Raw genomic sequence first — 21,180 nt, 5'->3', positions numbered from 1 at the left:
TCTCTACTCCCGCCTGAACTATGCTCTTCTGCTGCTCCCCAGCATCTTCATGACCTGCCTAGCATCCTCGCGAAACTCATGGATTGACGCCATCATCAAATCATGGTAAAAAATTCGGCTCGCTTCTCCCGACCATTGCACACGGAGCCGCTCCGCTACCTTCAACGCCATATTGGTATAATAATTGACCTTGGCGATCCCGCCCTGGATGGACTGTTCGAAGTCGCCCCTGCTTAAACCGGAGCCGCCATGCATAACCAATGGAACATCAGTCAATGCCCGAATCCGGCTCAGACGATCCAGTTCAAGCTTTGGCTCTTTTAAGTATACGCCATGTACCGTGCCGAATGCGACTGCCAGTGCGTCTACTCCCGTTCTTTCCGCAAAATCGCAAGCCTGCTCCGGGTCCGTATATAGCGAGGTGTCGCTCACGATAGAATCTTCGTCCTCTCCTTCAGCGCCGCCTCCGCGCGGTCTGGTCACATATCCGAGCTCACCTTCGACAGATACATCAAACGTCTTGGCAATCTTCACAATTTCCGCAGTTTTACTCACATTTTCTTCGTATCCATATTCCGAACCATCAAACATGACGGCATTGAATCCCAACTGCATCGCCTTCAACACGGCGTCAAAGCTCTTCCCGTGATCGAGGAGAACGGCAACCGGAACACGGGCCGCATTCATTTCCGCTACAAGTATCGGGGCAATCTTCTCTAGTGGAGTATATTTAAAATGGATTTCCGCATGACATATAATGACGGGCGAGCATTCTTCTTCAGCTGCCTGAATAATACCACGAACCATATCCAAATTGATCGCGTTGAAGCAAGGAACGGCATACCCCTTGCTCGCGGCGTCCCGCAACATGTCACTCATCGGCGTCCTCGGCATCGTTATTCTACCTCTCGTTTCTAGTCTATGATCGTCGTAAATCGGGATATATCGGGATCCGTAAACACATCGTACTGATCCAAGCTCGTCGTGGAAAACTCCGTCACGATTGCTCCTTGCGGGCCCGCTTGAAACCAGTGCTTAACATTGGGCATAATCGTATACTGCTCTCCTGGGTTCAACTCGATTTCATGCCAAACGGTGTAATACTGCTCCCTATCCTTGGGCGGTGCAGCCTGAGGACTCTCCGTGCGTTCGCCAGATACATATAAGAAGACCTTCCCCCATCTGCAGCGAAAGGTTTCCTCCTTGCCCGGGTTGGATGCGTCGATTCGGGGATGACGATGCTCCGGACAGGTCTGCATAGGAAGCATGATGAGCTCCTTGGCGCAAACACGCGGCGTGTTGACGTACACCAGCAGCCCAAGGCCTGTCGTTTCGAATTGATTCAAGCCAAAGTCCGCTACTTCGATCTGGCCTTTCTCCTGCCGAGAAATGACAATTCCTTGTTGCGCCAAAAGATCAAAACTATAATCCTGAAATTCCTGCACTTGTTTTCTCGTAAGCAAAGCCAAGTCCTCCTTTAATTTAAAGCGCTTTAGGTAAATCATATTTCATTAAAGACGTATAATCAAGAGTGTGATACAATTTATTCGAATTGTTTTATTAATATTTTTAAACCGCTTTAATAAAAAAGGGGGGTTAAGTATGTCGTTAATGGGATTGGATATTGGAACGTCCGGCAGCAAATGCACGTTGTTTGATGAAGAAGGCCATGTACTCGCTATGGCTTATCGGGATTATTCGATCAACCATCTACAAGCCGGGTATTATGAGTTAGATCCCCATCTTGTGTGGCAGGCCGTTAAGGAAGTGATACAACAGGTGACCCATGGCAGTCGCGGAGATTGGGTTCAAGCAATAGCCATCTCCTCCTTCGGCGAAGCTGCCGTTCCGGTTGGTCCAAACGGTGAGATTCTCGGCAAGAGCATCCTGTATATGGACCCCAGGGGGATTGAGCAGTCCGCCGATCTTGCAGAACGACTGGGGGCGGATACTGTAATGACGCTTACCGGCCTGCCTATTCATCCTATGTACACCGTCAACAAGCTCATGTGGCTGCGGGAGAATCAGCCGGATTTATACCACCGCACATGGAAGTTTATGTTGTTTGGCGATTTTGTCATCTATCAGCTTACCGGATTGCCTGTCATCGACAATTCGCTTGCGTCTCGAACCATGGCTATGAATGTCATCGATAAAAGGTGGGAGCCGACAATTCTGGAGGCAGCCGGCATCGATCCAGCGCTGCTCTCCAATCTGGCTCCATCGGGAACCGTCGTCGGAACAGTAACTGGATCAATTGCAGCATCGCTTGGACTGGATGCCCGAACGACGGTCGTTACTGGCGGACATGATCAAGCTTGTGCTGCCTTGGGGGCCGGTATAATTTCGGATGGATTCGCTATGGACGGAATTGGTACGGTCGAGTGCATCACGCCTGCCTTTTCTCGCCCTATCATCAACGAACGCATGTTACGGCATAACTTTAATTGCGCTCCGCATGTGGTACATGGCATGTATCTTGCCTATGCATTCAATTTCACTGGCGGTTCGCTGCTGCAATGGTACAAAAACAGCTTTGGCCAAGCCGCGACAAGCGAAGCGGAACGAAGAGGAATTAGCGCATACGATGTGCTCAATGAAGCAGCTGCGGCAAGTCCGACCGATTTGCTTGTCATCCCGCATTTTTCTGGCGCCGGTACCCCCTATATGAATCCGGCTTCCAGAGGCGCCATATACGGTTTGTCACTAGAGACGCGACCCGATCAGATCTATCGCGCCCTTCTTGAAGGCGTCAATTACGAAATGATGGTCAACCTCGAATGTCTGAATGATGCAGGTGTGCAGGTTAACACTTTGAGAGCGGTCGGGGGAGGCTCAAAATCTGCTTTATGGATGCAGATCAAAGCAAATATTTTTGGAAGAAAAGTAGAGACGCTTCATGTCGGAGAAGCCGGAACGTTAGGCGCGGCTATCCTGGCAGGTACGGCCATAGGGATTTACAGTTCTTATGAAGCCGCAGCCTCTCAATTGATCAGAATAAAAGATGAATTCTTTCCCGATTCGCGGCAAACAGCCATTTATCGGGAGAAGTATGAGCAGTATAAAACATTCTCCTCCAAACTCATATCACAATAAGAAGAAGCGTCTCAAAGATTCAGCAGCGTTCAATTGAAGGGAGTTGGAACATGACAACTACTACGAGCGGCGATTATTCATTGACACTCGAACAACCCAAACCCTATCAGGTTATTCAAAGATATGGATATGATCCGATGAAAGCTTATGCCAATCATCCAGGAGGTCCACAGTCGGGATATGGCAGTATAATCATTTCTGGCAGTATTCCCGGTTGTTTGGAAATTGGACAGTTGGAAGCAAGAACGGTACTTATGCATGATGCTTATGGAGAAGCGGTTGACTGGATTAACCTTGAGGTGGAATGGCGAGCTGAGACGTTTCATGCAACGTTGGTTGTTCCTGCCGGGGGCTGGTATAGATTGGAGCTTCGCCTCACCGACAAATCGGGCGATATCATGATTGAATCTTCTGTTGATCATATAGGCGTAGGCGAGGTTTTTATCATTGCGGGCCAATCGTATGCCGAGAATTGCAATGATGAATACCTTCAGATCCAAGATCCCGAGGGGAGAGTCAGCAGTTATGCTTCCATCGCCGGGGAATGGAGAATAGCCCATGATCCGCAACCTGGCGTTAGAATTAGCGATATCAACGATACAAGACTCAAGGGGACGATTTGGCCGGCGGCGATGAATCATCTGCTTCCTTTGATCCGGGTTCCAATCGGAATGGCGAATGTCGCAGTCAGCGCTACATCATCCCGGCAGTGGATGCCGGGCGAACGATTATATCATCAACTTCTCCATGCAGGGCAATCCGTGGGCGACTTCAGGGCGTTGCTCTGGCAACAGGGAGAATCGGATGTTATTGAAGCTACACCAACAGATGTCTATAGAAGCAGATTGATTGCGATTAAAGCCGAACTGGAACGGCAATGGGGTCATTCTTTCCTCTGGATGCCGGCCAAATCAACCTTGCATCCGGAGGTTTATTCGAAACCTCTTGAAGAGGGATGGATTCGCGCAGCCATTCACGAACTGTGGGACACAACCGGGTTTGCTCCGGGTCCGGATACGGATATACTTGGGGGTATCGGCCTTCATCGCGCCGTTACTGCCAACAGCCAGCATTTTACCCTATTGGGGCAACAGCAGGCTGGCTTGCTTTGGTGTATCTCCATTTGGAATATGCTTCAAAGAAGATAAATTCAGACGTTCTTCAGAGTCCTTACGGAAGGCTTTCGCCAAATGACTGCCTATAGAAGTGGTGATTCAGGTAGATGATACCTTCTGGCTTTCCTGTTGCGAACGAACAAAAAGAAAGACTATCGAGACTTTCTCGATAGTCTGAGCAGCCCAATGGGGCTCCTAGGGTTCTGCTTTATTGGAGTATGCCGACAGGCATGTGAGTGTATAGGAATTAGATGCGCTTGGCTCCGCGTCCGCCGCGTTTGCCTTCCGTATTCTTCTTAAGGGAAGAGATACGTTCTTCGCTATCCTTTAAGAATCGGGACATTTTATCTTCGAATGACGGTTTACCGTAGGACGGTCTGCCAGAAGATTGTTTGTTGAAGGGACGTCCGCCGCCGCCTGGGCCACGACCTCCACCGCCACCGCCGCCGCCAAAGCGGTCTCCTCCAGGGCCGCCGCCCGAACGCTCGCGCTGCGGAGCAGGTTGACCTTCCGGCCGATCAATGGCTTGCTTAATGGATAGTCCGATCTTTCCGTCTTTGTCCACGTTGATCACTTTGACCTTGACGACATCGTCGATCTTAAGATGATCCTTCACGTCCTTGACGTAGTTATCGGCAATCTCCGAGATGTGAACAAGGCCTGTGACACCTCCCGATAAGTCGACAAATGCCCCGAAATGCGTGATGCCCGTCACTTTCCCTTCTAACTTGGCGCCCACTTCAATTGCCATAAAATAAAATGTTCCTCTCTCAAAAGTTTAGTGAGTCCCTGTCCTATCGCTTCCGATAGGAATTGGCTTCTATCGTGATTATACCCGAATGGAAGAAGTAAGGTCAACAGACGTTCACCCCATACGGTGCCTAATATGTGGCGGATTAATCACGGAAAATTTGCTTCTCGCCCTGCTTCACCATTCCTTGCTCCTTGGTGGCAAGCTGAGATATATATTCAGGATCGTTCAGGCGCTCCACCTGACGCTTCAGTTCATCGTTGTTCGCCTTCGCCGCCTCGATCTGAGTCTGGATCGACGTCAGCTTGTCATGAGTCGCCTTCTGCTGCTGCAGCTGTCCGAACAAAGTATAGCCTGCCCAGCCCATAAACAAAAGGATAAACGTCATCCAAAGCTTGTATCTGCGTTTAGCCGCGGCTGTACCGGCCGGCTTCTTCGCCGTTGCAGTTGCAGTTGCCATTAGCGATCTCCCTTCTTGAACCATGATGTCCAGCGGCTCCGAAGGAGTACCGCCAGCTTCCCGATCCGCTCTCCGGGCTTCAGCTTGTCCCAGTAGGGCTTCAGCCATCTTCCCAGCGGACGCCAGATCGGTTTCGTCATCCAAACAAGCAGCAGCCCGATTGGACGAACCAATTGTATCACAATCTTTAGAGTGAAAATAGTGAGCGCAGACCCAAATCCTATTAAAACTATAACCACCTTGTAGAGCAATTGAATCGGTTTTACGATAAAAATCTCAAAAATTTTCAGAACAAAGCGAATACAAGCTCGAATGGCCGCAATAATCCACTTTACAATGACGATAACTGCCTTACTGAACAGCCAATAATGGAGGATGACGCCGACAGCCAGTCCAAGAAATACGTACGCCCGCACCTCGCCGTTGTTGCTGGCGTACAGCATTCGGAACACGACGACCGCGGATGCGATCCAATACAGGACGTCGAGCGCCGGCAGCCACCACTTGGGGAATTTCAGCTCGTTCGACACAACGCGGTAGCCATCGAACACCGCACCCATGCCGAGTCCCGACAGCAGCATGACCGCCATCGTCATCCATTGTACGCTAAGCGTCACTTGAACAGCTTCCCGAACAACCCTTTGGACTTCGCGGCTGTCGCACCGTCAAGATAGGCGAGCGAATTTACATGCCCTTCAATGGCGACCAGGCCTTGCTCCAGGCTGAGATGCTTCATATGCAAGTTCTGACCAGCCACCGTTAGAAATCCCAGCTCCGTATCAAGCAGAAATTCTTCGCTGTCGAAACTCTCCACGTTCTTTACGCCCGTCAGCTCCAGCACCTTCCGGCTGATCAGCTTTACATCCTGCGTCTTGTGTCCCTTCCCCTGCTCCACCATACCGCTCTCCCCCGCTTCGCAATCATATTCACTATTACTTTATGAGAGACGGACAAGGTTTAGAACAAAAGCCTGAGAGAGTCGTGACCTCCGCATGGCTTAACGTCGCACTGGCGATGGATTGGCGTGTGACGCTGCTGGCGGCGTAGGTCGGGGCACGATGGATTGGCGGCGACACTGCTGGCGGCAAGAGGTCGGGGCATGCTGGATTGGCGTGTGACGCTGCTGGCGGCGAGAGGTCGGGGCACGCTGGATTGGCGTGTAACGCTGCTGGCGGCGAGAGGTTCGGGGCACGCTGGATGGCGTGTAACGCTCCTAGCGGCAAGAGGTCGGGCTCCGGTTTGGAATTTAGAGGGAAAATCGCCCTCTAATTATCGGCATTCGCCTGTTGGACGACAATATAGTGGGATAATCGCCCTCTAATAGGGTCAGATACCGGTTTTGTTCCATTTAATCTGTTGATTAGATGGAGGATTTCCTCTTATTAGCCCCCATGGACATCCATAGTCTAGAATAAAGGGAGGTTTTCCATCTAATCACTAAGGCACTAAAGAGCCAGGGTGCTACGGCAATAAGATGCTAAGGTGCTACGCGGCGGCTAAAGTGCTAAGGCGCTAAGCTCGGGCAACCTCCACTTCCGTCTATACAGCAAGAACCGCCCAGCTCCGGTCATCCGGTCGTAGGCGGTTCTTGTTGCCTGAGCATGAAGCGACCGCCTCTCGGAGAGGCGGGACTGCTTCGTACTTAAGGCTTCTCCCACTCGAGCTCGCTCTCGCGGGGTCGCTGCTCTTCTTTCACCAGGGTGTACATCTCGCCGGCTTCTTCCTTGCGAGTTGTCTCCATGAGGCGCTCGACGCGCACCGTGACGATCTTTTGTCCATACTGGATCTGAAGTTCGTCGCCAACCTTTACAGCGCTGCTAGCCTTCGCCTCGCGGCCGTTAATCCAAACGCGCCCTTGCTCGGATACATCCTTCGCGACGGTGCGGCGCTTGATTAATCTGGACACCTTGAGAAATTTATCGAGACGCATGAATTACTTGATCGCTTCTTTCAGCTTGTTGCCTGCTTTAAATGCAGGAACTTTGGATTCCGGGATTGTAATTTCTTTGCCCGTTTGCGGGTTGCGGCCTACGCGGCCGGAACGTTTGCGAGTTTCGAAAGTACCGAAGCCGATCAGTTGCACTTTGTCGCCGCCAGCCAGAGCGTCAGTTACTTCGCCCAGGAAGCCGTTCAATACCGCTTCTACATCACGTTTAGTCAGGCCGCTTTTCTCAGCAATGTTGTTGATCAGGTCTGTTTTGTTCATCATAGTTTCCTCCTAAAGGTTATCCATATTTTTGTGGCGATGCCGCACATAGGCGGCGATGCCCTTTGGCAAAATCTGCTCTCACGAAGAATACATATTCTTCTCAAGTAGCAGAAATCCTGCTGCTTACAGCAAATTTTTTTGGGAATAGTGCAGAAAAGGGGCGAATTGTGGCGAAAGTCTGCCAGACGCGGGTTATTTTTGCCGCTTTGCTTCCTCCCACCAACGATCCATCTCTAGTAAATCAGTCTGGTCAAAAGTTTTGCCGTTTATACGAAGCTGCTCTTCAATATATTCGAATCTACTACGAAACTTTCGATTCGTGCGAGAGAGCGCTTCTTCCGGGTCTGCCTCGATGAACCTAGAAGCGTTCACGACGGCGAACAACAGATCTCCAAGCTCGGCAGCCTGCTCCTCCCGATCGCCCGTCGCGATCGCCTCGCGAAGCTCCTTAAGCTCCTCTTCGATCTTCGCGAGCATCGGCTCCAGCTCGTCCCAGTCGAAGCCGACCTTCGCAGCCTTCTTCTGAATCTTGTAAGCCTTCATCAGAGCCGGCAAATCCGGCGGAATGCCGTCCAGCTGCGACTTGCGCTCCGTGCCCTTGCGCTTCTTCTCCTCGGCCTTCATAGCCTCCCAATTGACGAGCGCTTCGCCTGCATCTCCTGCGCTTTGATCGCCGAAGACATGCGGATGGCGGAAGATCAGCTTCTCGTTCAGCGTCTGAATAACGTCATAGACGGAGAACATTCCTGTCTCTTCCTCCATCTGGCTGTGAAGCATCACTTGCAGGATAATATCGCCGAATTCCTCCTGCATGCCGTCGGGATCGTCATTGTCGATCGCCTCCAATGCTTCGTACAGCTCCTCGATGAAGTTCTTGCGGATGGACTGATGCGTCTGCTCGCGATCCCACGGACAGCCTTCGGGGCTGCGAAGAATGGCAACAATCTCGTGCAGCCGTTCGAACGTACGGTTCCGAAGCGAAGGGTCGTCGGAGCGCGGTACATAAACAAGCGATAAATTGCCGTATTCCTGGTCGCGATCCAGCTCGTAGAGAGGGACGCGAATCATTCGCTCTTCGCCTTGCACGCCAAGCGCATGGCCGATGATGACTTCATGATCGTCGGGATAACGTTCCATAAGCGCCAGCTTGACGTCAGATGCCGTAAATTCGTCATAGACCTGCCCGATAAGCGTATGAAGCTGCGGCTGAAGCAAAGAAGGTTGAAGCTCCGCCGCATCGAGCAGGGCAAAGCCCTCGATAGGGTCGATGCCAAGGCTGATGAACGCGGCATCCAGGAAGCTCTCGCCCCCGGTAATCCGAAGCTCGATGCCGGCTTCGGCGCAGCGCTCCCTAAGCAGCTGGACCGTTCGTTCGGCAACCATGGGGTGACCCGGAACGGCGTAGACGATGGAAGGAACGACGGGCGGCGAGGCAGCGGAGCCCGTTCCGGCTGTAGCCGAGATCGTTTCGGCAGTCAGCTCCGATGTCGGATTGCTCGCATTAGCTTCATCGGCCGGCTTCGATTTCCGGGCCTCTTCCAGCAATATCCCGGCAATCCCTTCGTACACTTCGGGAAACGATTCGTACTGCTCATACAGGGAGTCGAATGTCGTATAGGTTATGCCATTCTCGTTCAGCAGCGACATAACGGGATGACGCTCCGTTCGCACGAACAGGCGATTGGCCGATTGCAGCTTTTTCCATACGCCAAGCGTCAGCGCATCGGGATCCCCGGCGCCAAGACCGATAATTTCTATGATGGCTTGAGACATTGTTTATTCCTCCTTCAAGGGTTACTTGGGCGGGATGAGCCCCCGCCGCCGCAATCGGTCGGCCAGCTCCTCGCCGCCCGGCAGCGCGCGCCATTCGCGCGCGCCGATGGCGCCGCCGCGCAGCATGGCGGCGCCGAACGCCGCTGCGCCGACGGCAACGCCCGTCAGCGCCAGCACGGCTGCCGCCGCCCTTGGCGGCAGCCCTTCGAGCGCGCCGCCGCCAAGGGCGCGCTCGCACAGCCATAGCGCCGCGGCCATGACCGCGAGCGCGAAGACGCCTGCGGCGGCGGGGCGCCAGCCGCCAGCCGCCGGAGCGGTGCCATGCGGCAGGCGCAGCCGCGCAGCCGCATGATGCAGTGCCGCCGCGCCCAGCATGGCGGCGGCGCTTAGCGCGACAACGCCGGAGAGCGCCGCTCCCTCGATGCCGAGGGAGGGGACGAGAGCGGCGTTGAGCGCGCCCTTGAGCAGCGCTGCGAGGAGCAGCAGCAGCGCCGGGATTCGCGCTGCGCCGAGCGCTTGCAGCGCGGGAGCGACGACCGCGCTGACGCAGCCGGCGAGCGCGGTAAATCCGATGAGCGCCAGCGCGGTTGTGCCGCTGGCGTCCTTGTACAGCATCACGTTAATAGGCTCGGCTAACAGTACGAGCCCGATAGTGGCCGCGCCTCCGAGGAGCCAGGCCAGCCGCAGCAGCAACGTCAATCGCAGACCAAGCATCTCCGCCGCCCCATCGTCCCCGTTATTATCAGCCTCAATCACGGCCCCGCCTGAACGCTTATTTCCGCCTGTTTTCGCGTTTTGATCTTGCGTCCTTCTCAATCCTGCAGACTTCGCTCCATCGATGATAAACCCGCCATCGGCTTCCCCGCTTGTCCTCCGCGCCTTCCTCGAAGCTCTTCCGCTCTCGAATTTATGCTTCGCCTCATCCCTGCCAAGCCCGCTTCCACCACGCCGACGCCGCACCTCGGCGCGAGCTCGTACCAGGCCCGGCACCATAGCCGCGGCTCCAGCACCTGCGGCCATGACAATCAGCTGCACGAGCGGTTGGCCTCGGCCGTAGATGCCGAACAGGCTCATCGCCTCAGCCGGCGCGCGTCCTTCCGCTCGCAGCAGCGCCGGCACCGTGAAACTATCCACTGCCGCTACCGCCGGCACGACAAGCGCGGCTAGCGCCGCTGGCAGCGCCAGCGCGACAAGCTCCTTCATCTCGCCAAACAGCTTGCGCTTGCTCATAACGCCCGAGCCGGCTCCCGCTTCACGCTTGCCCGTCATCGTCCGGGAGCCCAGCACCAACAGGAGCAAGGAAACAGCCGCACCCACCGCACCGCCGAACATGACGCCGGCAGCGATCGTGCTGTCTCTCCAACCGGCCGCAAGGCCGGCGCCGAGAACAAGCAACATCACGGCGACCCGTACCAGTTGCTCGGCCAGTTGCGACGCGGCGGATATCCCCATTCGCTGCATGCCCTGCATGTAACCGCGCAAGGCGGCGGCGAGCGGCGCTACCAGCAGAGACAGGGCAAGCGCCCGAATAGCCGGAGCCACCGCTTCGTCCCCAAGCCACGCAGCCGTCTGACCCGCTGTCGTCCACATGAGCACAGCCGTAACCGTCCCCGTGGCCCCTAACAGCAGCAAAGCGGCCATCAGCGCGCTGCGCGTACCGGAGGCGCCGACAGCCGATCCGCTTCCTTCGTCAGCTAAGCGGCTTGCGATGACGATCGATACCGCAGTCGGCAAACCCGCCGTGGCCAGCACGGCTATCATTTGATAGAACGGGTACACCGCGTTGTACATGCCGAATACGCGATCACCCGCCATGTTCTGAAGCGGAATTTTCTGCAGCGCGCCGATCAGCTTCGACAACAGTGCCGCACCCGCCATTAACGCGACTCCGTGCCGCCATAGTCGCGGCGAATTCCCGCTCCCCTCTCTCTCCCTCATGTTACGATTTTCCACTTCATCACTAGCCCCACCTTGCCTTGTCCCTATATGCACTCGATTATACCCCATCGAGCCGTCCAGGGGGAAACAGGAACGGGAAAAAGGCTCCCCGCGCCGGCGACTAACGCGCCCCGAATCCCGGGAAACCTTTTTTTCAGTCCTACGCCTATTTCGCGTGCCGTCCTACGACCTAAATAGCCCTCTACTGCTCCATCTGCTTCGCAAGGAAGCCCGCGGCCGTCTCCGCCATCTTCGTCTCCATCTGCGCCATCTTTACGGACTCGTCCTTGCTGAGGAGTACAACCGAGCCGATCGGGTCGCCCCCGGCGATAATCGGAGCAATGACGAAGGAGGTGTACGTATCCTGCACGTCCTTTACGATCTCGTAATTGCCGCCGTTCGCCTCCGTCATCGTCTTGCGATTGTCCATGCACGATTCGAGCGCGGAGCCGATCGGCTTGTCCAGAAGCTCCTTCTTGGATGCGCCGGCTACAGTAATGATCGTATCCCGGTCGGAGATCAGCGTGACATGGCCCGTGCTTTCGTACAGCGATTCCGCATATTCCTTGGCGAAGTCGCCAAGCTCCCCGATCGGGGAATATTTTTTCAGGATGACCTCTCCGTCGCGATCCACGAAGATTTCGAGCGGATCGCCTTCGCGGATACGCAGCGTACGGCGGATTTCCTTCGGAATCACCACACGACCAAGATCATCGATGCGTCGTACAATTCCAGTTGCTTTCATTTCTTGTTGCCCCGCTTTCACTAGAAGATTTTGAATACACTGGATGCCAGTCTTTGCTGGAAAATTATTGCGCCGTGATGGGTTCGCTCCACCGATCCAGCTACCTTTTAGAAGGGAGTACCCTTCATCGTAATATTTTGAATCTGACCATAGTATTCAACTGCTCCCAAATTCTTATGCACGTCTCCAGCCTCCCCCTGCCAATCCAATTCAACGGCACCATACCGCAGATACCCGAAGAGCCCGACCCTTTACAGGATCAGGCTCTTGCAATATCTTCATCCTATTTACCCAAGAAAGTGGCTGGTAATTGACTCACACCGTCAAATATTGGCGAATCACATCATCGTCCAGCCCCGCCAGATCGCCTTCCCATGCGATTGCGCCTTTATCCAGCACGTAAAAATAATCGCCGACGCTCTTTACGAAGTCCAGACTCTGCTCCACCAGCAGTATGGCTGTATGGCCCTCCTCCTTGATGGCACGGATGACGTCTCGGATATCGTCGACGATGGAAGGCTGTATGCCCTCGCATGGCTCATCGAGCAGCAGCACCTCCGGCTTTGAAGCCAAGGCGCGCGCGAACGCCAGCTGTTGCTGCTGCCCGCCGCTCAGATCGCCGCCGTGCCGCTCGTACATCGTCGGCAGCACCGGGAACTTCTCGATTGCCTCGGGCGGAATAACCTTTTCCTTCGACCGTGAAGCCTCCAGTCCCAGCAGCAGATTCTCGTACACCGACAACTGCCCAAAAATCTCCCGCCCCTGCGGCACATAACCAATCCCGCTCTTCGCCCGGACGCCCGGCGCCTTCTTCGTCAAGTCTACGCCTTTATAGCTGACCCCGCCCCCGCGAGCCTTAAGCAATCCCATGATGCTCTTCATCAGCGTTGTCTTGCCGACCCCGTTGCGCCCCATCAGGCAGACGACCTGACCTGGCTTGACACGCAGCGAGACATTCCTCAGGATGACGCTTTCTCCATAACCCGACTCAAGCTGTTGAACGGCTAGCATGCTCTTCGCGCCTCCTGCCCAGGTATACTTCCGCCACGCGGTCATCGCCTTGCACTTCCTCCATGGAACCTTCCTTCAGGAGTTTGCCCTCGTGCATGACCGTCACCTTGCTGGCAAAATTGCGGACAAACTCCATATCGTGTTCGACTACGACGACGGAGCGCGCTCGCGCAATCTCGTGCAGCAGCTCCCCCGTCTTATCGGTCTCCTTGTCGGTCATGCCGGCCACCGGCTCGTCGAGCAGCAGCACCTCCGGCTCCTGCATCAGCATCATGCCGATCTCCAGCCATTGCTTCTCGCCGTGCGACAGACCGCCCGCGCGCCATGACCCCTTCGATGAGAGTCCGATCATCGACAGCTGTCCATTCAGCCGCTCCTCATCCTCGCTGTTCATTCGCGCGAACAACGTCGCCATGACGCTTCGCTTCTGCCTCATGGCAATCTCCAAATTTTCCATAACCGTCATGTCTTTGAAGATGGATGGCGCCTGAAACTTCCGGCCTATGCCAAGCTCCGCGATCTGATGCTCGTGCTTTCGCGTAATATCAACCTTGCCGCCGAATGTAACGCTCCCTGCCGACGGCCTTACCTTGCCGCAGATGACATCCAGCATCGTCGTTTTGCCCGCCCCATTCGGACCGATAAGGAACCTCAGTTCGCCCTTCTGAAGCTGTAAATTCATCCCTTGCACGGCTTTGAAGCCGTCGAATTCGACCGTCACGCCCTCGCATTCCAGAATTGCCGCTCCCTTGTTCGCCATTCCCGGTCCCTCCCAGATTGTTATCCTTGCGGCACGCTGCCTTCCTTCTCTCCGGTCCTCAGCTTCCCGCCGGAGCCGCGAGCCCGCGCCGGCAGCCACTTCTTCCTATCCTTGCCCCTCCATTGGAACAATCCCGCCACGCCTTTCGGCAAAAACACAACGGCGATAACGAACATGGCGCCCATAAAGAACAACCAGCCTTCGGGATATGCGGTGCTGAATTCGCTCTTGGCCCAGTTCATAAGAATGGCCCCGAGCGCCGCCCCGATCAAAGTACCTCTGCCGCCGATCGCGACCCACAGCACCATCTCGATGGAGGGCACAATGCCCAGCATGGACGGGGAGATAATGCCGACATGCAACACGAATAACATGCCTGCGATCCCCGCGATAGCCGCCGATACAGTGAAAATAACCATCTGATACACCGCCGGATTGTATCCGATAAACCGAACTCGGTTCTCGCCGTCGCGGATGGCGCGAAGCACCTTGCCGAACCGGCTTCCCGTCAAATAACGGCATAAAATAAAAATGCCGATCAATACTGCTACCGTTACCCAGTAGAGCACCCGTTTCGTCTCCGGCGACGCCAGCGAATAACCGAGAAGCGTCGAATAGCCCGTCACCCCGTTCGTTCCGCCAGTGAACGCCTGCTGACCCACGAGCAGCGTCGTCGTAATAATGACAAGCGCCTGCGTCAGGATCGTGAAGTATACGCCCCGAATCCGGTTACGGAACGTGAAGTATCCGAGTCCCAGCGCCAGAAGCGCGGGTACGAGAATGCCGAGCGCCACCGCCGCGCCGAAATTCTCGAATGGCATCCAGAAAAGCGGCAGCTCCTTGAGCCCGCTCCACCCCATGAAGTCCGGCAGCTTGCCGCCGCTGGCCTCCAGCTTCAGGTACATAGCCATCGCATAGGCGCCGAGACCGAAAAAGATGCCGTGGCCTAAACTGAGAATGCCGGTATAACCCCATATGAGATCAAGCCCCAGCGCAACAATCGCGAAGGCCAAAAATTTCGCAAGCAGATTCAGCCTGAAGTCGCTGAATACGAGCGGAGCGCTAAACAGAGCTGCGGCCGCAACCAGGTAAGCCCCCAATATCCATAATCGATTTCCCGTTATACGCGTAAGCTGCATATCGCATTCCACCTATTCCCGGTCATGAAACCCGAACTTTTTGAAAACTTCACCGCCAAAGGACGGCGAAGCCGGTTCACCTTGTTACGCTCGTATACCGGTCATCAATCCAGCGAGCGAGTCCGCATGGCCACAAGCCCTGACGGCTTCCATTGCAGGAACGCGACGATACATACGAATACAAGCACCTTGCCGAGCGACGCATTCGTCCAATATTCGAATAGGGTGTTAAACATGCCGATGCCGGTCGCCCCAAGTACCGTACCCACCAGCTTGCCGACGCCTCCCAGTACGACAACCATGAATGCGTCCACGATGTAATAAGTGCCGAGCGACGGGCCGATAGGTCCGAGAAGCGTCAGGGCACATCCCGCAATACCCGCAATGCCGGAGCCGATCGCGAATGTCATGGCGTCCACCCTTCTGGTCGACACGCCAAGGCAAGCCGCCATCTCGCGGTTCTGCATGACGGCGCGCATGCGCCGGCCTTCAAGACTGCGGTAAATGTACACATACATCGCGACGAGACAAGCGATGACAAGCGCGATGATGAACAACCGTTTGTACGGCAGCAGCGTTCCTCCAAGGATCTGCATCCCCCCGTCCAGCCAAGCAGGGCTCTTGACCGCGACGTTAGGAGCGCCGAAGATCGTTCGCGCCAGCTGCTGCAGCACGAGGCCCACGCCCCATGTCGCCAGCAAGCTGTCGAGCGGACGGCCGTACAGGAACCTGATCAATCCCATCTCGAGCACCAGCCCGATCGCGAATGCGATGGCAAAGCTTACTGGAATCGCGAGTACGAAGTACCAATTGAACATGGATGCCGGCATATAGTCGAGAAACAGATTTTGCGTCAAATACGTGGCATACGCCCCGATCATAATCAGCTCGCCGTGCGCCATGTTGATGACCTTCATCAATCCGAAGGTAATCGCGAGACCAAGCGCCACGAGCAGCAGAATCGAGCTTATGCTAAGTCCGTTGAACAATTGCAATATGAAGAGTTCCATCCCATCGCTCCCCCGGCGGCCTTAGCTGGCATGATGCAGGAAGAGGAAGCATTCGATATTGCTTCGCTCGAACACTTCCTCTCCTGCCCCCCAAGCCGCTTCTTTATCCCGGCGTCATGTTATTCGGCCCTTGCAGCAACGCCTTACTGCTGAATGCTTGCGGCCCATTCGTAGCCCTTCAAAAATGGATCCGGCTTGACGGCCTCTCCCGAATTCCACAATTCCTTGAATTGCCCGTCTGCTTGCACCTCTCCGATTCGGACCGTTTTGTAGATATGCTGCGTCTCCCCGTCGATCTTCACTTTACCGCTCGGAGCGTCCCACTCCAGCTCCTTGGCTGCTTCCTTAACGGCTGCAACATCCGTCGAACCCGCTTTCTCGACCGCCGCGGCCCAGAGGTATACCGCCGTGTAACCCGCTTCGATCGGGTCCGCCGTTACGCGATCCGCGCCATACTTCGCCTTGTAGCTCTCCACGAACTTCGCGTTGGTCGGCGTATCTGTCGTCTGGTAGTAGTTCCATGCCGCCAAGTGACCTGCGAGCACGTCTACCCCGATCCCGCGGATTTCTTCCTCCGCCACCGATACCGACAATGTCGTCATATCCTCGGCGGTAATGCCGGCGTCCTTAAGCTGCTTGAAGAATGCTACATTGCTGTCCCCGTTCAATGTGTTGTATACGATGTCCGGATCGGCCGCCTTGATTTTGCTGATAATGGTACTGTAGTCTGTATGGCCAAGCGGCGTGTACTCTTCGCCCGCCAACTCGCCGCCTTCTGCTTTGAGCTGTTCCTTGATAATCAGGTTCGCCGTACGCGGGAATACGTAGTCGGAGCCCAGCAGGTACACCTTCTTGCCCCGGTTTTCCAGAAGCCACGTCACCGACGGAACGATCTGCTGGTTCGTTGTCGCTCCCGTATAGAAGATGTTCGGAGAAGCTTCCAGTCCCTCATACTGAACAGGGTACCAGAGCAAGCCGTTCAACTCTTCGAATACCGGAAGCATCGCTTTGCGGCTCGCGGATGTCCAACCGCCGAATACCGTCGCGACTTTATCTTCGGAGATTAGCTTGCGTGCCTTCTCTGCGAAGGTCGGCCAATCGGAAGCGCCGTCCTCAAGCACCGGAACGATTTTTTTGCCCAGTACCCCGCCTGCTGCATTAATTTCTTCGATGGCCATCATCTCAGCGTCGATGACCGAGGTCTCGCTTATCGCCATAGTGCCGCTCTGAGAATGAAGAATGCCTACCTTGATTTCACCGTTGTCAGAACCCCCTGATGCGCTTGACTCCTGAGGTGCGTTCGTGCCCGATGAAGCTGGTTCATTATTCGCCCCGCATCCCGCCAGCACCATACTAACCGCCACAATCAGGAAAGCAAATTGGTAAAACAAGCCTTTTCTCATCTCTCCACTCCCCATTTCCTAAGTATTTGTCTCTCTTTTCCGAACGATTGACTGGAATAGCTTCCCAATGTTCGCTCCTGTGCTCAATTATAGTGGGGTGGTTTAAGTTGTGTCAACATAGTTTACATTAAATTTTCCATAAATATTATAATTGCGTTCAAATTGCTAATTATAGACACGTGTCGATCAATATTATGTAAGATTAACTCACATAATTGAATTCGATAATCGTTCGGAGGATTCAAGATGATATCGTCTTCCAAGCCCCATCTGATCCCAAGAGAATATATAACACGAACATCACACAAAAAAGCAGATAGATCGATTCGCAGCCGCTTGAGCTGCGAGTCGTCCTATCCGCCTGTGTCGAACTTCCTACTTATTCGTATCACGGCCCGGCAACTTTAACCTACCCGCCTTAGCCAACGCTTCCCTGAGCAGAAATTCAATATGCCCGTTTACGCTGCGAAACTCGTCCGCGGCCCATTGCTCCAGCGCGCGATGAATCTCCGGATCCAATCGCAGGGGAAACGCCTTCTTCTCCTTAGCCATCCTTGCGATCCTCAGCTATACAGCGATCCCGTATTAATAACCGGCTGGGCCGCCCGGTCGGATACGATGGACACCATCAAATTATTGATCATCGCCGCGCGCCGCTCGTCATCCAGCACGATGCCGTTATCCTCAAGCTGCCGAAGAGCCGCGTCGACCATGCCGACAGCGCCTTCGACGATCTTCTGGCGCGCTGCCACGATGGCGATGGCTTGCTGCCTCTGCAGCATCGCGCTGGCGATCTCCGGCGCGTAGGCCAGATGAGTGATGCGGGTCTCGCGAAGCTGTACACCTGCTACATCCAGTCTTTCTTGCAGCTCCCGTAAAAGCTCGGCTGCCACCTCGTCCGCATTGCCGCGAAGCGACACCGTACTTGCATCCTCGAACGTATCGTAAGGATATTGCGCAGCAATATGTCTAATGGCCGTCTCGCTCTGAATTTCCACGAATCTTTCGTATTGGTCGACATCGAACGACGCTTTGGCCGTATCCACTACTCGGAAAACAATGACGGCGCCGATCTCGACCGGATTGCCTTCCGCATCGTTAACCTTGAGCTTCTGGCTGTTGAAATTCCGTACTTTCAACGATATGGTCGATTTCGTCGACAGCGGCAGCACCATCCACAGCCCGCTCTCCACGACAGTTCCGACATAGGTGCCGAAGAAGGTAATGACTTTGGCCTCATTCGGCTGAACGATGACCAGCGAGGATAGTCCCACGAGTGCAAGCACAATCAGAATTGCTCCGACTGCGACAAGCCCGTACGATGATGTGTCCTTCATCAACTCCGTTACAAATAGCCACCCACCGCCCGCTGCCGCGACCAAAGCCAACAAGAGTGCCAAATACCCGCTTACGCAAAATCCCTTTTTCTCCCTCATCGCCTTCACCTCTATATCTTTTTGATATTTTTATGATATCACTTTTTACAAATACAGTCAACACTGCTGATCGGAATTAGTGGTTGATTAGTCCCGAGTCGACATCTACAATAAGCTAAGACTGGAATGTGGTAACTCAGGGAAGGCAAACATTCAGAAGAAGGGGGAGAGGGCATGATTGTTCATAAGGGAGAGACCGTGTTCCGACAAGGCGACAACGGCCCGCTCTTTAGACTCAAGAGCGGGCTGCTTAAGATCGTCCGCGTTCACGAGGACGGCCATATGATTGTCGTTAATTTAATTGTGGCAGGAGAAGTGATTCCTCATCACTCGCTCGTATCCGAGCAGCCCTACCATGGTACGGCTATCGCACTGATGACGAGCGAGCTCGAGACGATTCCATCCAGGGAGTGGTACGACGATCTGGCCGCGCATCCCGAGAAGGCGCTTGAGATTGCGTTGCTGCTTCAGAGCCGGCTCCGCCTCATGCAGCAGCGCATCGACCAGTTGACGAGAACTTCGCCGGCTGAGAAGCTGCGCAAGCTGCAGGAGTGGCTCGCGAGCTTCGCAGGCCCCATTCCGATCTCCGAGCTATTAACGCAGGACGAAATCGGGCAATTGATCGGACTTCGCCGAGAGACCGTCAATCGGCTACTTCGATCCGGCGGGAGCAAGTAATTCTTCTTGCGCCAAACTTCCCGCCGGTCCAAAAAATTCGTAGTGGATCCGCGACTCTGCTACGCCGATCGACTGCAACGCCGCGAACATAGCCTTCATAAACGGCACGGGACCGCACAGATAGACGACGGCATCGGGATCAGGCAACAGCGTCTTCAGCCAGCTGGCGTCAATGACTCCTTCTTTGTCGTAACGCTCCAGCTCCCGATCCTCAGGCGTCGGCTCCGCGTAGCAGTAATGCACGGACAGCCCCGGGCTTTTCTCCTGCAGTTGAAGCATGGCATCCCGCATCGCATGCGTGTTGCCGTTCAGCGCGGCATGCACGAATGCCGCCCTGCGATTCGGCTGGCGCTCAGCCAGCGTATTCGCCATGCTAACCATCGGAGTCAGCCCTACGCCGCCGCTCAGCAGCATAACGGGCGTTTCTCCTTCGATCTCCAGCTTGAACTCGCCCGCCGGCGCCGACAACCACAATACGTCTCCCTCCGCAACACGATCATGCAGATTGCCCGACACCTTGCCCGACGGCTTGCCCGCAAGGCTTCCTTCCCGCTTTACGGAAATCCTGTAATACGGCTTGCCAGGAGCATCAGACAAGCTGTACTGACGCAGATGGGTATGTTCGTCGCCCTCCAGGTCGATCTTTACGCTGACGTATTGTCCCGGCTCGAATAAAGCGATGTCGCCTCCATCCCGAGGCAGCAGGTAGAACGAAGTGATTACATCGCTTTCGACGATCTTCTTGTCGACAACGAAGGGCCGGAATCCTTCCCAGCCGCCCGGCTGGCTCTCAGCCTGTTCGTACATCGACTGCTCCACGCTGATGAAGACATCGGCTATGACGCCATAAGCATCAGCCCAGGCCTCGAGAATTTCATCCGTCGCCGCATCTCCCAATACCTCCTTGATGGCTGCCAGCAGATGCCGGCCTACAATGGGATATTGCTCCGGTTTGACACCCAGACTGCGATGCTTCTGCGCGATGTGCCGAACGGCAGGCAGGATCTGTTCCAGCTTATCGATATGCAGCGCCGCCGCGTATACGGCATTGGCCAGCGCTTCCCGCTGACGTCCCTGCTTCTGATTAGCGTGATTGAACAGGTTCAACAGCTCGGGATGTGCTTCGAACATTCGCTCGTAGAATCGCCCCGTAATCGCCGTTCCGTATTCCTTCAGGACGGGCACCGTCGATTGAATGACCGCAATGGTTTGTTGATTCAGCATCATAATCTCCTCCATTATGGATATAGGATTGAATCTCATTCTGTATGGTCTGGTCGGTTCGTATTGCCTTTTCCAAGGTGAAACGGTTGTCGCTACACTGGCGACGCGTTTCATTTCGGGAAATACAGAGAATGCGTAGCGCAAGGATGTTTCCTGTATTTCAAGTATAGATGCCATGCCTCCCCCAACCTGTGATCACAATCACAGCGAATCGAAACGATCTGTGACAACGCCTGCCTCGACCTGCCGCTTACCTCAAACGATAACAAAGCAAGTGTCCGGCAAGAAATGAACGGGAGCAACTGTAATGGAAATGGAAGGCGTTATTTCGGCAAAAAGCAGCACTTCGCAAATCTAATGGAACTGACAGCCCTTATGATGGGCAAAAGCCCGCGGTTTGCCTGGATTTCTCACGAATAACGTCGCAGGTCT

The 21,180-nt window shown here is 54.8% G+C and carries 23 protein-coding genes; 4 read left to right on the top strand and 19 right to left on the bottom strand.

Annotated features, from left to right (window positions below):
- Positions 1-18: 18 nt before the first annotated feature.
- Positions 19-879: a class II fructose-bisphosphate aldolase gene (locus B1748_RS27770; RefSeq protein ID WP_179215865.1), complete on the bottom strand. Its 861-nt coding sequence runs from the start codon at positions 877-879 to the stop codon at positions 19-21.
- Positions 880-914: 35 nt separating this feature from the next.
- A complete protein-coding gene (locus B1748_RS27765; protein WP_256975975.1) occupies positions 915-1,445 on the bottom strand; it encodes a D-lyxose/D-mannose family sugar isomerase in 531 nt (176 codons plus the stop codon).
- A 157-nt stretch (positions 1,446-1,602) separates the two neighbouring features.
- Here B1748_RS27765 and B1748_RS27760 point away from each other — a divergent pair, with 157 nt between their 5' ends.
- Entirely contained in the window at positions 1,603-3,096 is a 1,494-nt protein-coding gene (locus B1748_RS27760) for an FGGY-family carbohydrate kinase (protein ID WP_087571210.1), read from the top strand.
- Between the two features lie 50 nt (positions 3,097-3,146).
- Complete coding sequence (locus B1748_RS27755; RefSeq protein WP_087571209.1) at positions 3,147-4,244, top strand: sialate O-acetylesterase; 1,098 nt, start codon at positions 3,147-3,149, stop codon at positions 4,242-4,244.
- 214 nt (positions 4,245-4,458) lie between these two features.
- On the opposite strand, the gene B1748_RS27750 is transcribed toward B1748_RS27755, so the two are convergent.
- The 4 genes from B1748_RS27750 to yabP form a co-directional block, all read right to left on the bottom strand.
- Positions 4,459-4,962 (bottom strand): S1 domain-containing RNA-binding protein, encoded by a 504-nt coding sequence (locus B1748_RS27750; RefSeq protein ID WP_087571208.1) that lies wholly within the window; start codon positions 4,960-4,962, stop codon positions 4,459-4,461.
- A 145-nt stretch (positions 4,963-5,107) separates the two neighbouring features.
- The gene (locus tag B1748_RS27745) at positions 5,108-5,422 is read right to left on the bottom strand and encodes an FtsB family cell division protein (protein ID WP_179215864.1); all 315 of its coding nucleotides are present in this window, start codon (positions 5,420-5,422) and stop codon (positions 5,108-5,110) included.
- The gene (gene yabQ, locus B1748_RS27740) at positions 5,422-6,039 is read right to left on the bottom strand and encodes a spore cortex biosynthesis protein YabQ (protein ID WP_256975966.1); all 618 of its coding nucleotides are present in this window, start codon (positions 6,037-6,039) and stop codon (positions 5,422-5,424) included. Before yabQ ends, B1748_RS27745 begins: the two co-directional genes overlap by 1 nt.
- Complete coding sequence (yabP, locus tag B1748_RS27735) at positions 6,036-6,320, bottom strand: sporulation protein YabP (protein WP_087571206.1); 285 nt, start codon at positions 6,318-6,320, stop codon at positions 6,036-6,038. Before yabP ends, yabQ begins: the two co-directional genes overlap by 4 nt.
- A gap of 165 nt (positions 6,321-6,485) precedes the next feature.
- On the opposite strand from yabP, the gene B1748_RS36585 reads away from it, so the two are divergent.
- Positions 6,486-6,743 (top strand): hypothetical protein, encoded by a 258-nt coding sequence (locus tag B1748_RS36585; protein ID WP_143810391.1) that lies wholly within the window; start codon positions 6,486-6,488, stop codon positions 6,741-6,743.
- Between the two features lie 321 nt (positions 6,744-7,064).
- Here B1748_RS36585 and B1748_RS27730 read toward each other — a convergent pair whose 3' ends face one another.
- The 12 genes from B1748_RS27730 to B1748_RS27680 all read right to left on the bottom strand — a co-directional run bounded on the left by B1748_RS27730 (position 7,065) and on the right by B1748_RS27680 (position 18,846).
- Positions 7,065-7,352: an RNA-binding S4 domain-containing protein gene (locus B1748_RS27730; RefSeq protein ID WP_087571205.1), complete on the bottom strand. Its 288-nt coding sequence runs from the start codon at positions 7,350-7,352 to the stop codon at positions 7,065-7,067.
- Positions 7,353-7,355: 3 nt separating this feature from the next.
- On the bottom strand, positions 7,356-7,628 hold the full coding sequence (locus tag B1748_RS27725) for an HU family DNA-binding protein (RefSeq protein ID WP_087571204.1): 273 nt from the start codon (positions 7,626-7,628) through the stop codon (positions 7,356-7,358).
- 195 nt (positions 7,629-7,823) lie between these two features.
- Positions 7,824-9,404, bottom strand: coding sequence for a bifunctional methyltransferase/pyrophosphohydrolase YabN (yabN, locus tag B1748_RS27720; protein WP_087571203.1), 1,581 nt, complete (start codon positions 9,402-9,404; stop codon positions 7,824-7,826).
- Between the two features lie 21 nt (positions 9,405-9,425).
- Positions 9,426-11,357, bottom strand: a complete 1,932-nt coding sequence (locus B1748_RS27715; RefSeq protein WP_179215863.1) for an oligosaccharide flippase family protein — start codon at positions 11,355-11,357, stop codon at positions 9,426-9,428.
- Between the two features lie 187 nt (positions 11,358-11,544).
- The gene (gene spoVT, locus B1748_RS27710; RefSeq protein ID WP_087571201.1) at positions 11,545-12,087 is read right to left on the bottom strand and encodes a stage V sporulation protein T; all 543 of its coding nucleotides are present in this window, start codon (positions 12,085-12,087) and stop codon (positions 11,545-11,547) included.
- A gap of 315 nt (positions 12,088-12,402) precedes the next feature.
- Positions 12,403-13,098 (bottom strand): urea ABC transporter ATP-binding subunit UrtE, encoded by a 696-nt coding sequence (urtE, locus tag B1748_RS27705; RefSeq protein ID WP_087571200.1) that lies wholly within the window; start codon positions 13,096-13,098, stop codon positions 12,403-12,405.
- Complete coding sequence (urtD, locus tag B1748_RS27700) at positions 13,076-13,858, bottom strand: urea ABC transporter ATP-binding protein UrtD (RefSeq protein ID WP_087571199.1); 783 nt, start codon at positions 13,856-13,858, stop codon at positions 13,076-13,078. Before urtD ends, urtE begins: the two co-directional genes overlap by 23 nt.
- Positions 13,859-13,878: 20 nt before the next feature.
- Complete coding sequence (urtC, locus tag B1748_RS27695; RefSeq protein ID WP_087571198.1) at positions 13,879-14,997, bottom strand: urea ABC transporter permease subunit UrtC; 1,119 nt, start codon at positions 14,995-14,997, stop codon at positions 13,879-13,881.
- A 104-nt stretch (positions 14,998-15,101) separates the two neighbouring features.
- Complete coding sequence (gene urtB, locus B1748_RS27690) at positions 15,102-16,007, bottom strand: urea ABC transporter permease subunit UrtB (protein ID WP_087571197.1); 906 nt, start codon at positions 16,005-16,007, stop codon at positions 15,102-15,104.
- A 143-nt stretch (positions 16,008-16,150) separates the two neighbouring features.
- Positions 16,151-17,359 (bottom strand): urea ABC transporter substrate-binding protein, encoded by a 1,209-nt coding sequence (gene urtA, locus B1748_RS27685; RefSeq protein WP_087571243.1) that lies wholly within the window; start codon positions 17,357-17,359, stop codon positions 16,151-16,153.
- A 426-nt stretch (positions 17,360-17,785) separates the two neighbouring features.
- Positions 17,786-17,962, bottom strand: a complete 177-nt coding sequence (locus tag B1748_RS36580) for a type II toxin-antitoxin system antitoxin (RefSeq protein WP_143810390.1) — start codon at positions 17,960-17,962, stop codon at positions 17,786-17,788.
- An 11-nt stretch (positions 17,963-17,973) separates the two neighbouring features.
- Complete coding sequence (locus tag B1748_RS27680; protein ID WP_087571196.1) at positions 17,974-18,846, bottom strand: SPFH domain-containing protein; 873 nt, start codon at positions 18,844-18,846, stop codon at positions 17,974-17,976.
- Between the two features lie 174 nt (positions 18,847-19,020).
- On the opposite strand from B1748_RS27680, the gene B1748_RS27675 reads away from it, so the two are divergent.
- A complete protein-coding gene (locus tag B1748_RS27675; RefSeq protein WP_087571195.1) occupies positions 19,021-19,524 on the top strand; it encodes a Crp/Fnr family transcriptional regulator in 504 nt (167 codons plus the stop codon).
- On the opposite strand, the gene hmpA is transcribed toward B1748_RS27675, so the two are convergent.
- Positions 19,498-20,748: an NO-inducible flavohemoprotein gene (hmpA, locus tag B1748_RS27670; protein WP_087571194.1), complete on the bottom strand. Its 1,251-nt coding sequence runs from the start codon at positions 20,746-20,748 to the stop codon at positions 19,498-19,500. The genes B1748_RS27675 and hmpA overlap by 27 nt on opposite strands.
- Between the last annotated feature and the right edge of the window lie 432 nt (positions 20,749-21,180).

Source organism: Paenibacillus sp. MY03, from assembly GCF_002165585.1.
In the GTDB taxonomy this organism is placed as follows: Bacteria; Bacillota; Bacilli; order Paenibacillales; family Paenibacillaceae; genus Pristimantibacillus; species Pristimantibacillus agaridevorans.
The sequence above is the reverse complement of the archived record's forward strand: the minus strand, read 5'-3'. Positions and strand labels throughout refer to the sequence as shown.

Excerpts from the sequence above, each read along its gene's own strand:
- B1748_RS27725 (WP_087571204.1), bottom strand. The coding sequence starts at position 7,628 with ATGAACAAAACAGACCTGATCAACAACATTGCTGAGAAAAGCGGCCTG.
- B1748_RS27755 (WP_087571209.1), top strand. The coding sequence starts at position 3,147 with ATGACAACTACTACGAGCGGCGATTATTCATTGACACTCGAACAACCC.
- B1748_RS27760 (WP_087571210.1), top strand. The coding sequence starts at position 1,603 with ATGTCGTTAATGGGATTGGATATTGGAACGTCCGGCAGCAAATGCACG.
- B1748_RS27770 (WP_179215865.1), bottom strand. The coding sequence starts at position 879 with ATGAGTGACATGTTGCGGGACGCCGCGAGCAAGGGGTATGCCGTTCCT.
- urtE (WP_087571200.1), bottom strand. The coding sequence starts at position 13,098 with ATGCTAGCCGTTCAACAGCTTGAGTCGGGTTATGGAGAAAGCGTCATC.
- urtC (WP_087571198.1), bottom strand. The coding sequence starts at position 14,997 with ATGCAGCTTACGCGTATAACGGGAAATCGATTATGGATATTGGGGGCT.
- urtA (WP_087571243.1), bottom strand. The coding sequence starts at position 17,359 with ATGGTGCTGGCGGGATGCGGGGCGAATAATGAACCAGCTTCATCGGGC.
- B1748_RS27675 (WP_087571195.1), top strand. The coding sequence starts at position 19,021 with ATGATTGTTCATAAGGGAGAGACCGTGTTCCGACAAGGCGACAACGGC.
- urtB (WP_087571197.1), bottom strand. The coding sequence starts at position 16,007 with ATGGAACTCTTCATATTGCAATTGTTCAACGGACTTAGCATAAGCTCG.
- B1748_RS27730 (WP_087571205.1), bottom strand. The coding sequence starts at position 7,352 with ATGCGTCTCGATAAATTTCTCAAGGTGTCCAGATTAATCAAGCGCCGC.
- B1748_RS27745 (WP_179215864.1), bottom strand. The coding sequence starts at position 5,422 with ATGGCAACTGCAACTGCAACGGCGAAGAAGCCGGCCGGTACAGCCGCG.
- B1748_RS27750 (WP_087571208.1), bottom strand. The coding sequence starts at position 4,962 with ATGGCAATTGAAGTGGGCGCCAAGTTAGAAGGGAAAGTGACGGGCATC.
- B1748_RS36580 (WP_143810390.1), bottom strand. The coding sequence starts at position 17,962 with ATGGCTAAGGAGAAGAAGGCGTTTCCCCTGCGATTGGATCCGGAGATT.
- yabP (WP_087571206.1), bottom strand. The coding sequence starts at position 6,320 with ATGGTGGAGCAGGGGAAGGGACACAAGACGCAGGATGTAAAGCTGATC.
- urtD (WP_087571199.1), bottom strand. The coding sequence starts at position 13,858 with ATGGCGAACAAGGGAGCGGCAATTCTGGAATGCGAGGGCGTGACGGTC.
- spoVT (WP_087571201.1), bottom strand. The coding sequence starts at position 12,087 with ATGAAAGCAACTGGAATTGTACGACGCATCGATGATCTTGGTCGTGTG.
- B1748_RS27680 (WP_087571196.1), bottom strand. The coding sequence starts at position 18,846 with ATGAGGGAGAAAAAGGGATTTTGCGTAAGCGGGTATTTGGCACTCTTG.
- yabN (WP_087571203.1), bottom strand. The coding sequence starts at position 9,404 with ATGTCTCAAGCCATCATAGAAATTATCGGTCTTGGCGCCGGGGATCCC.
- hmpA (WP_087571194.1), bottom strand. The coding sequence starts at position 20,748 with ATGCTGAATCAACAAACCATTGCGGTCATTCAATCGACGGTGCCCGTC.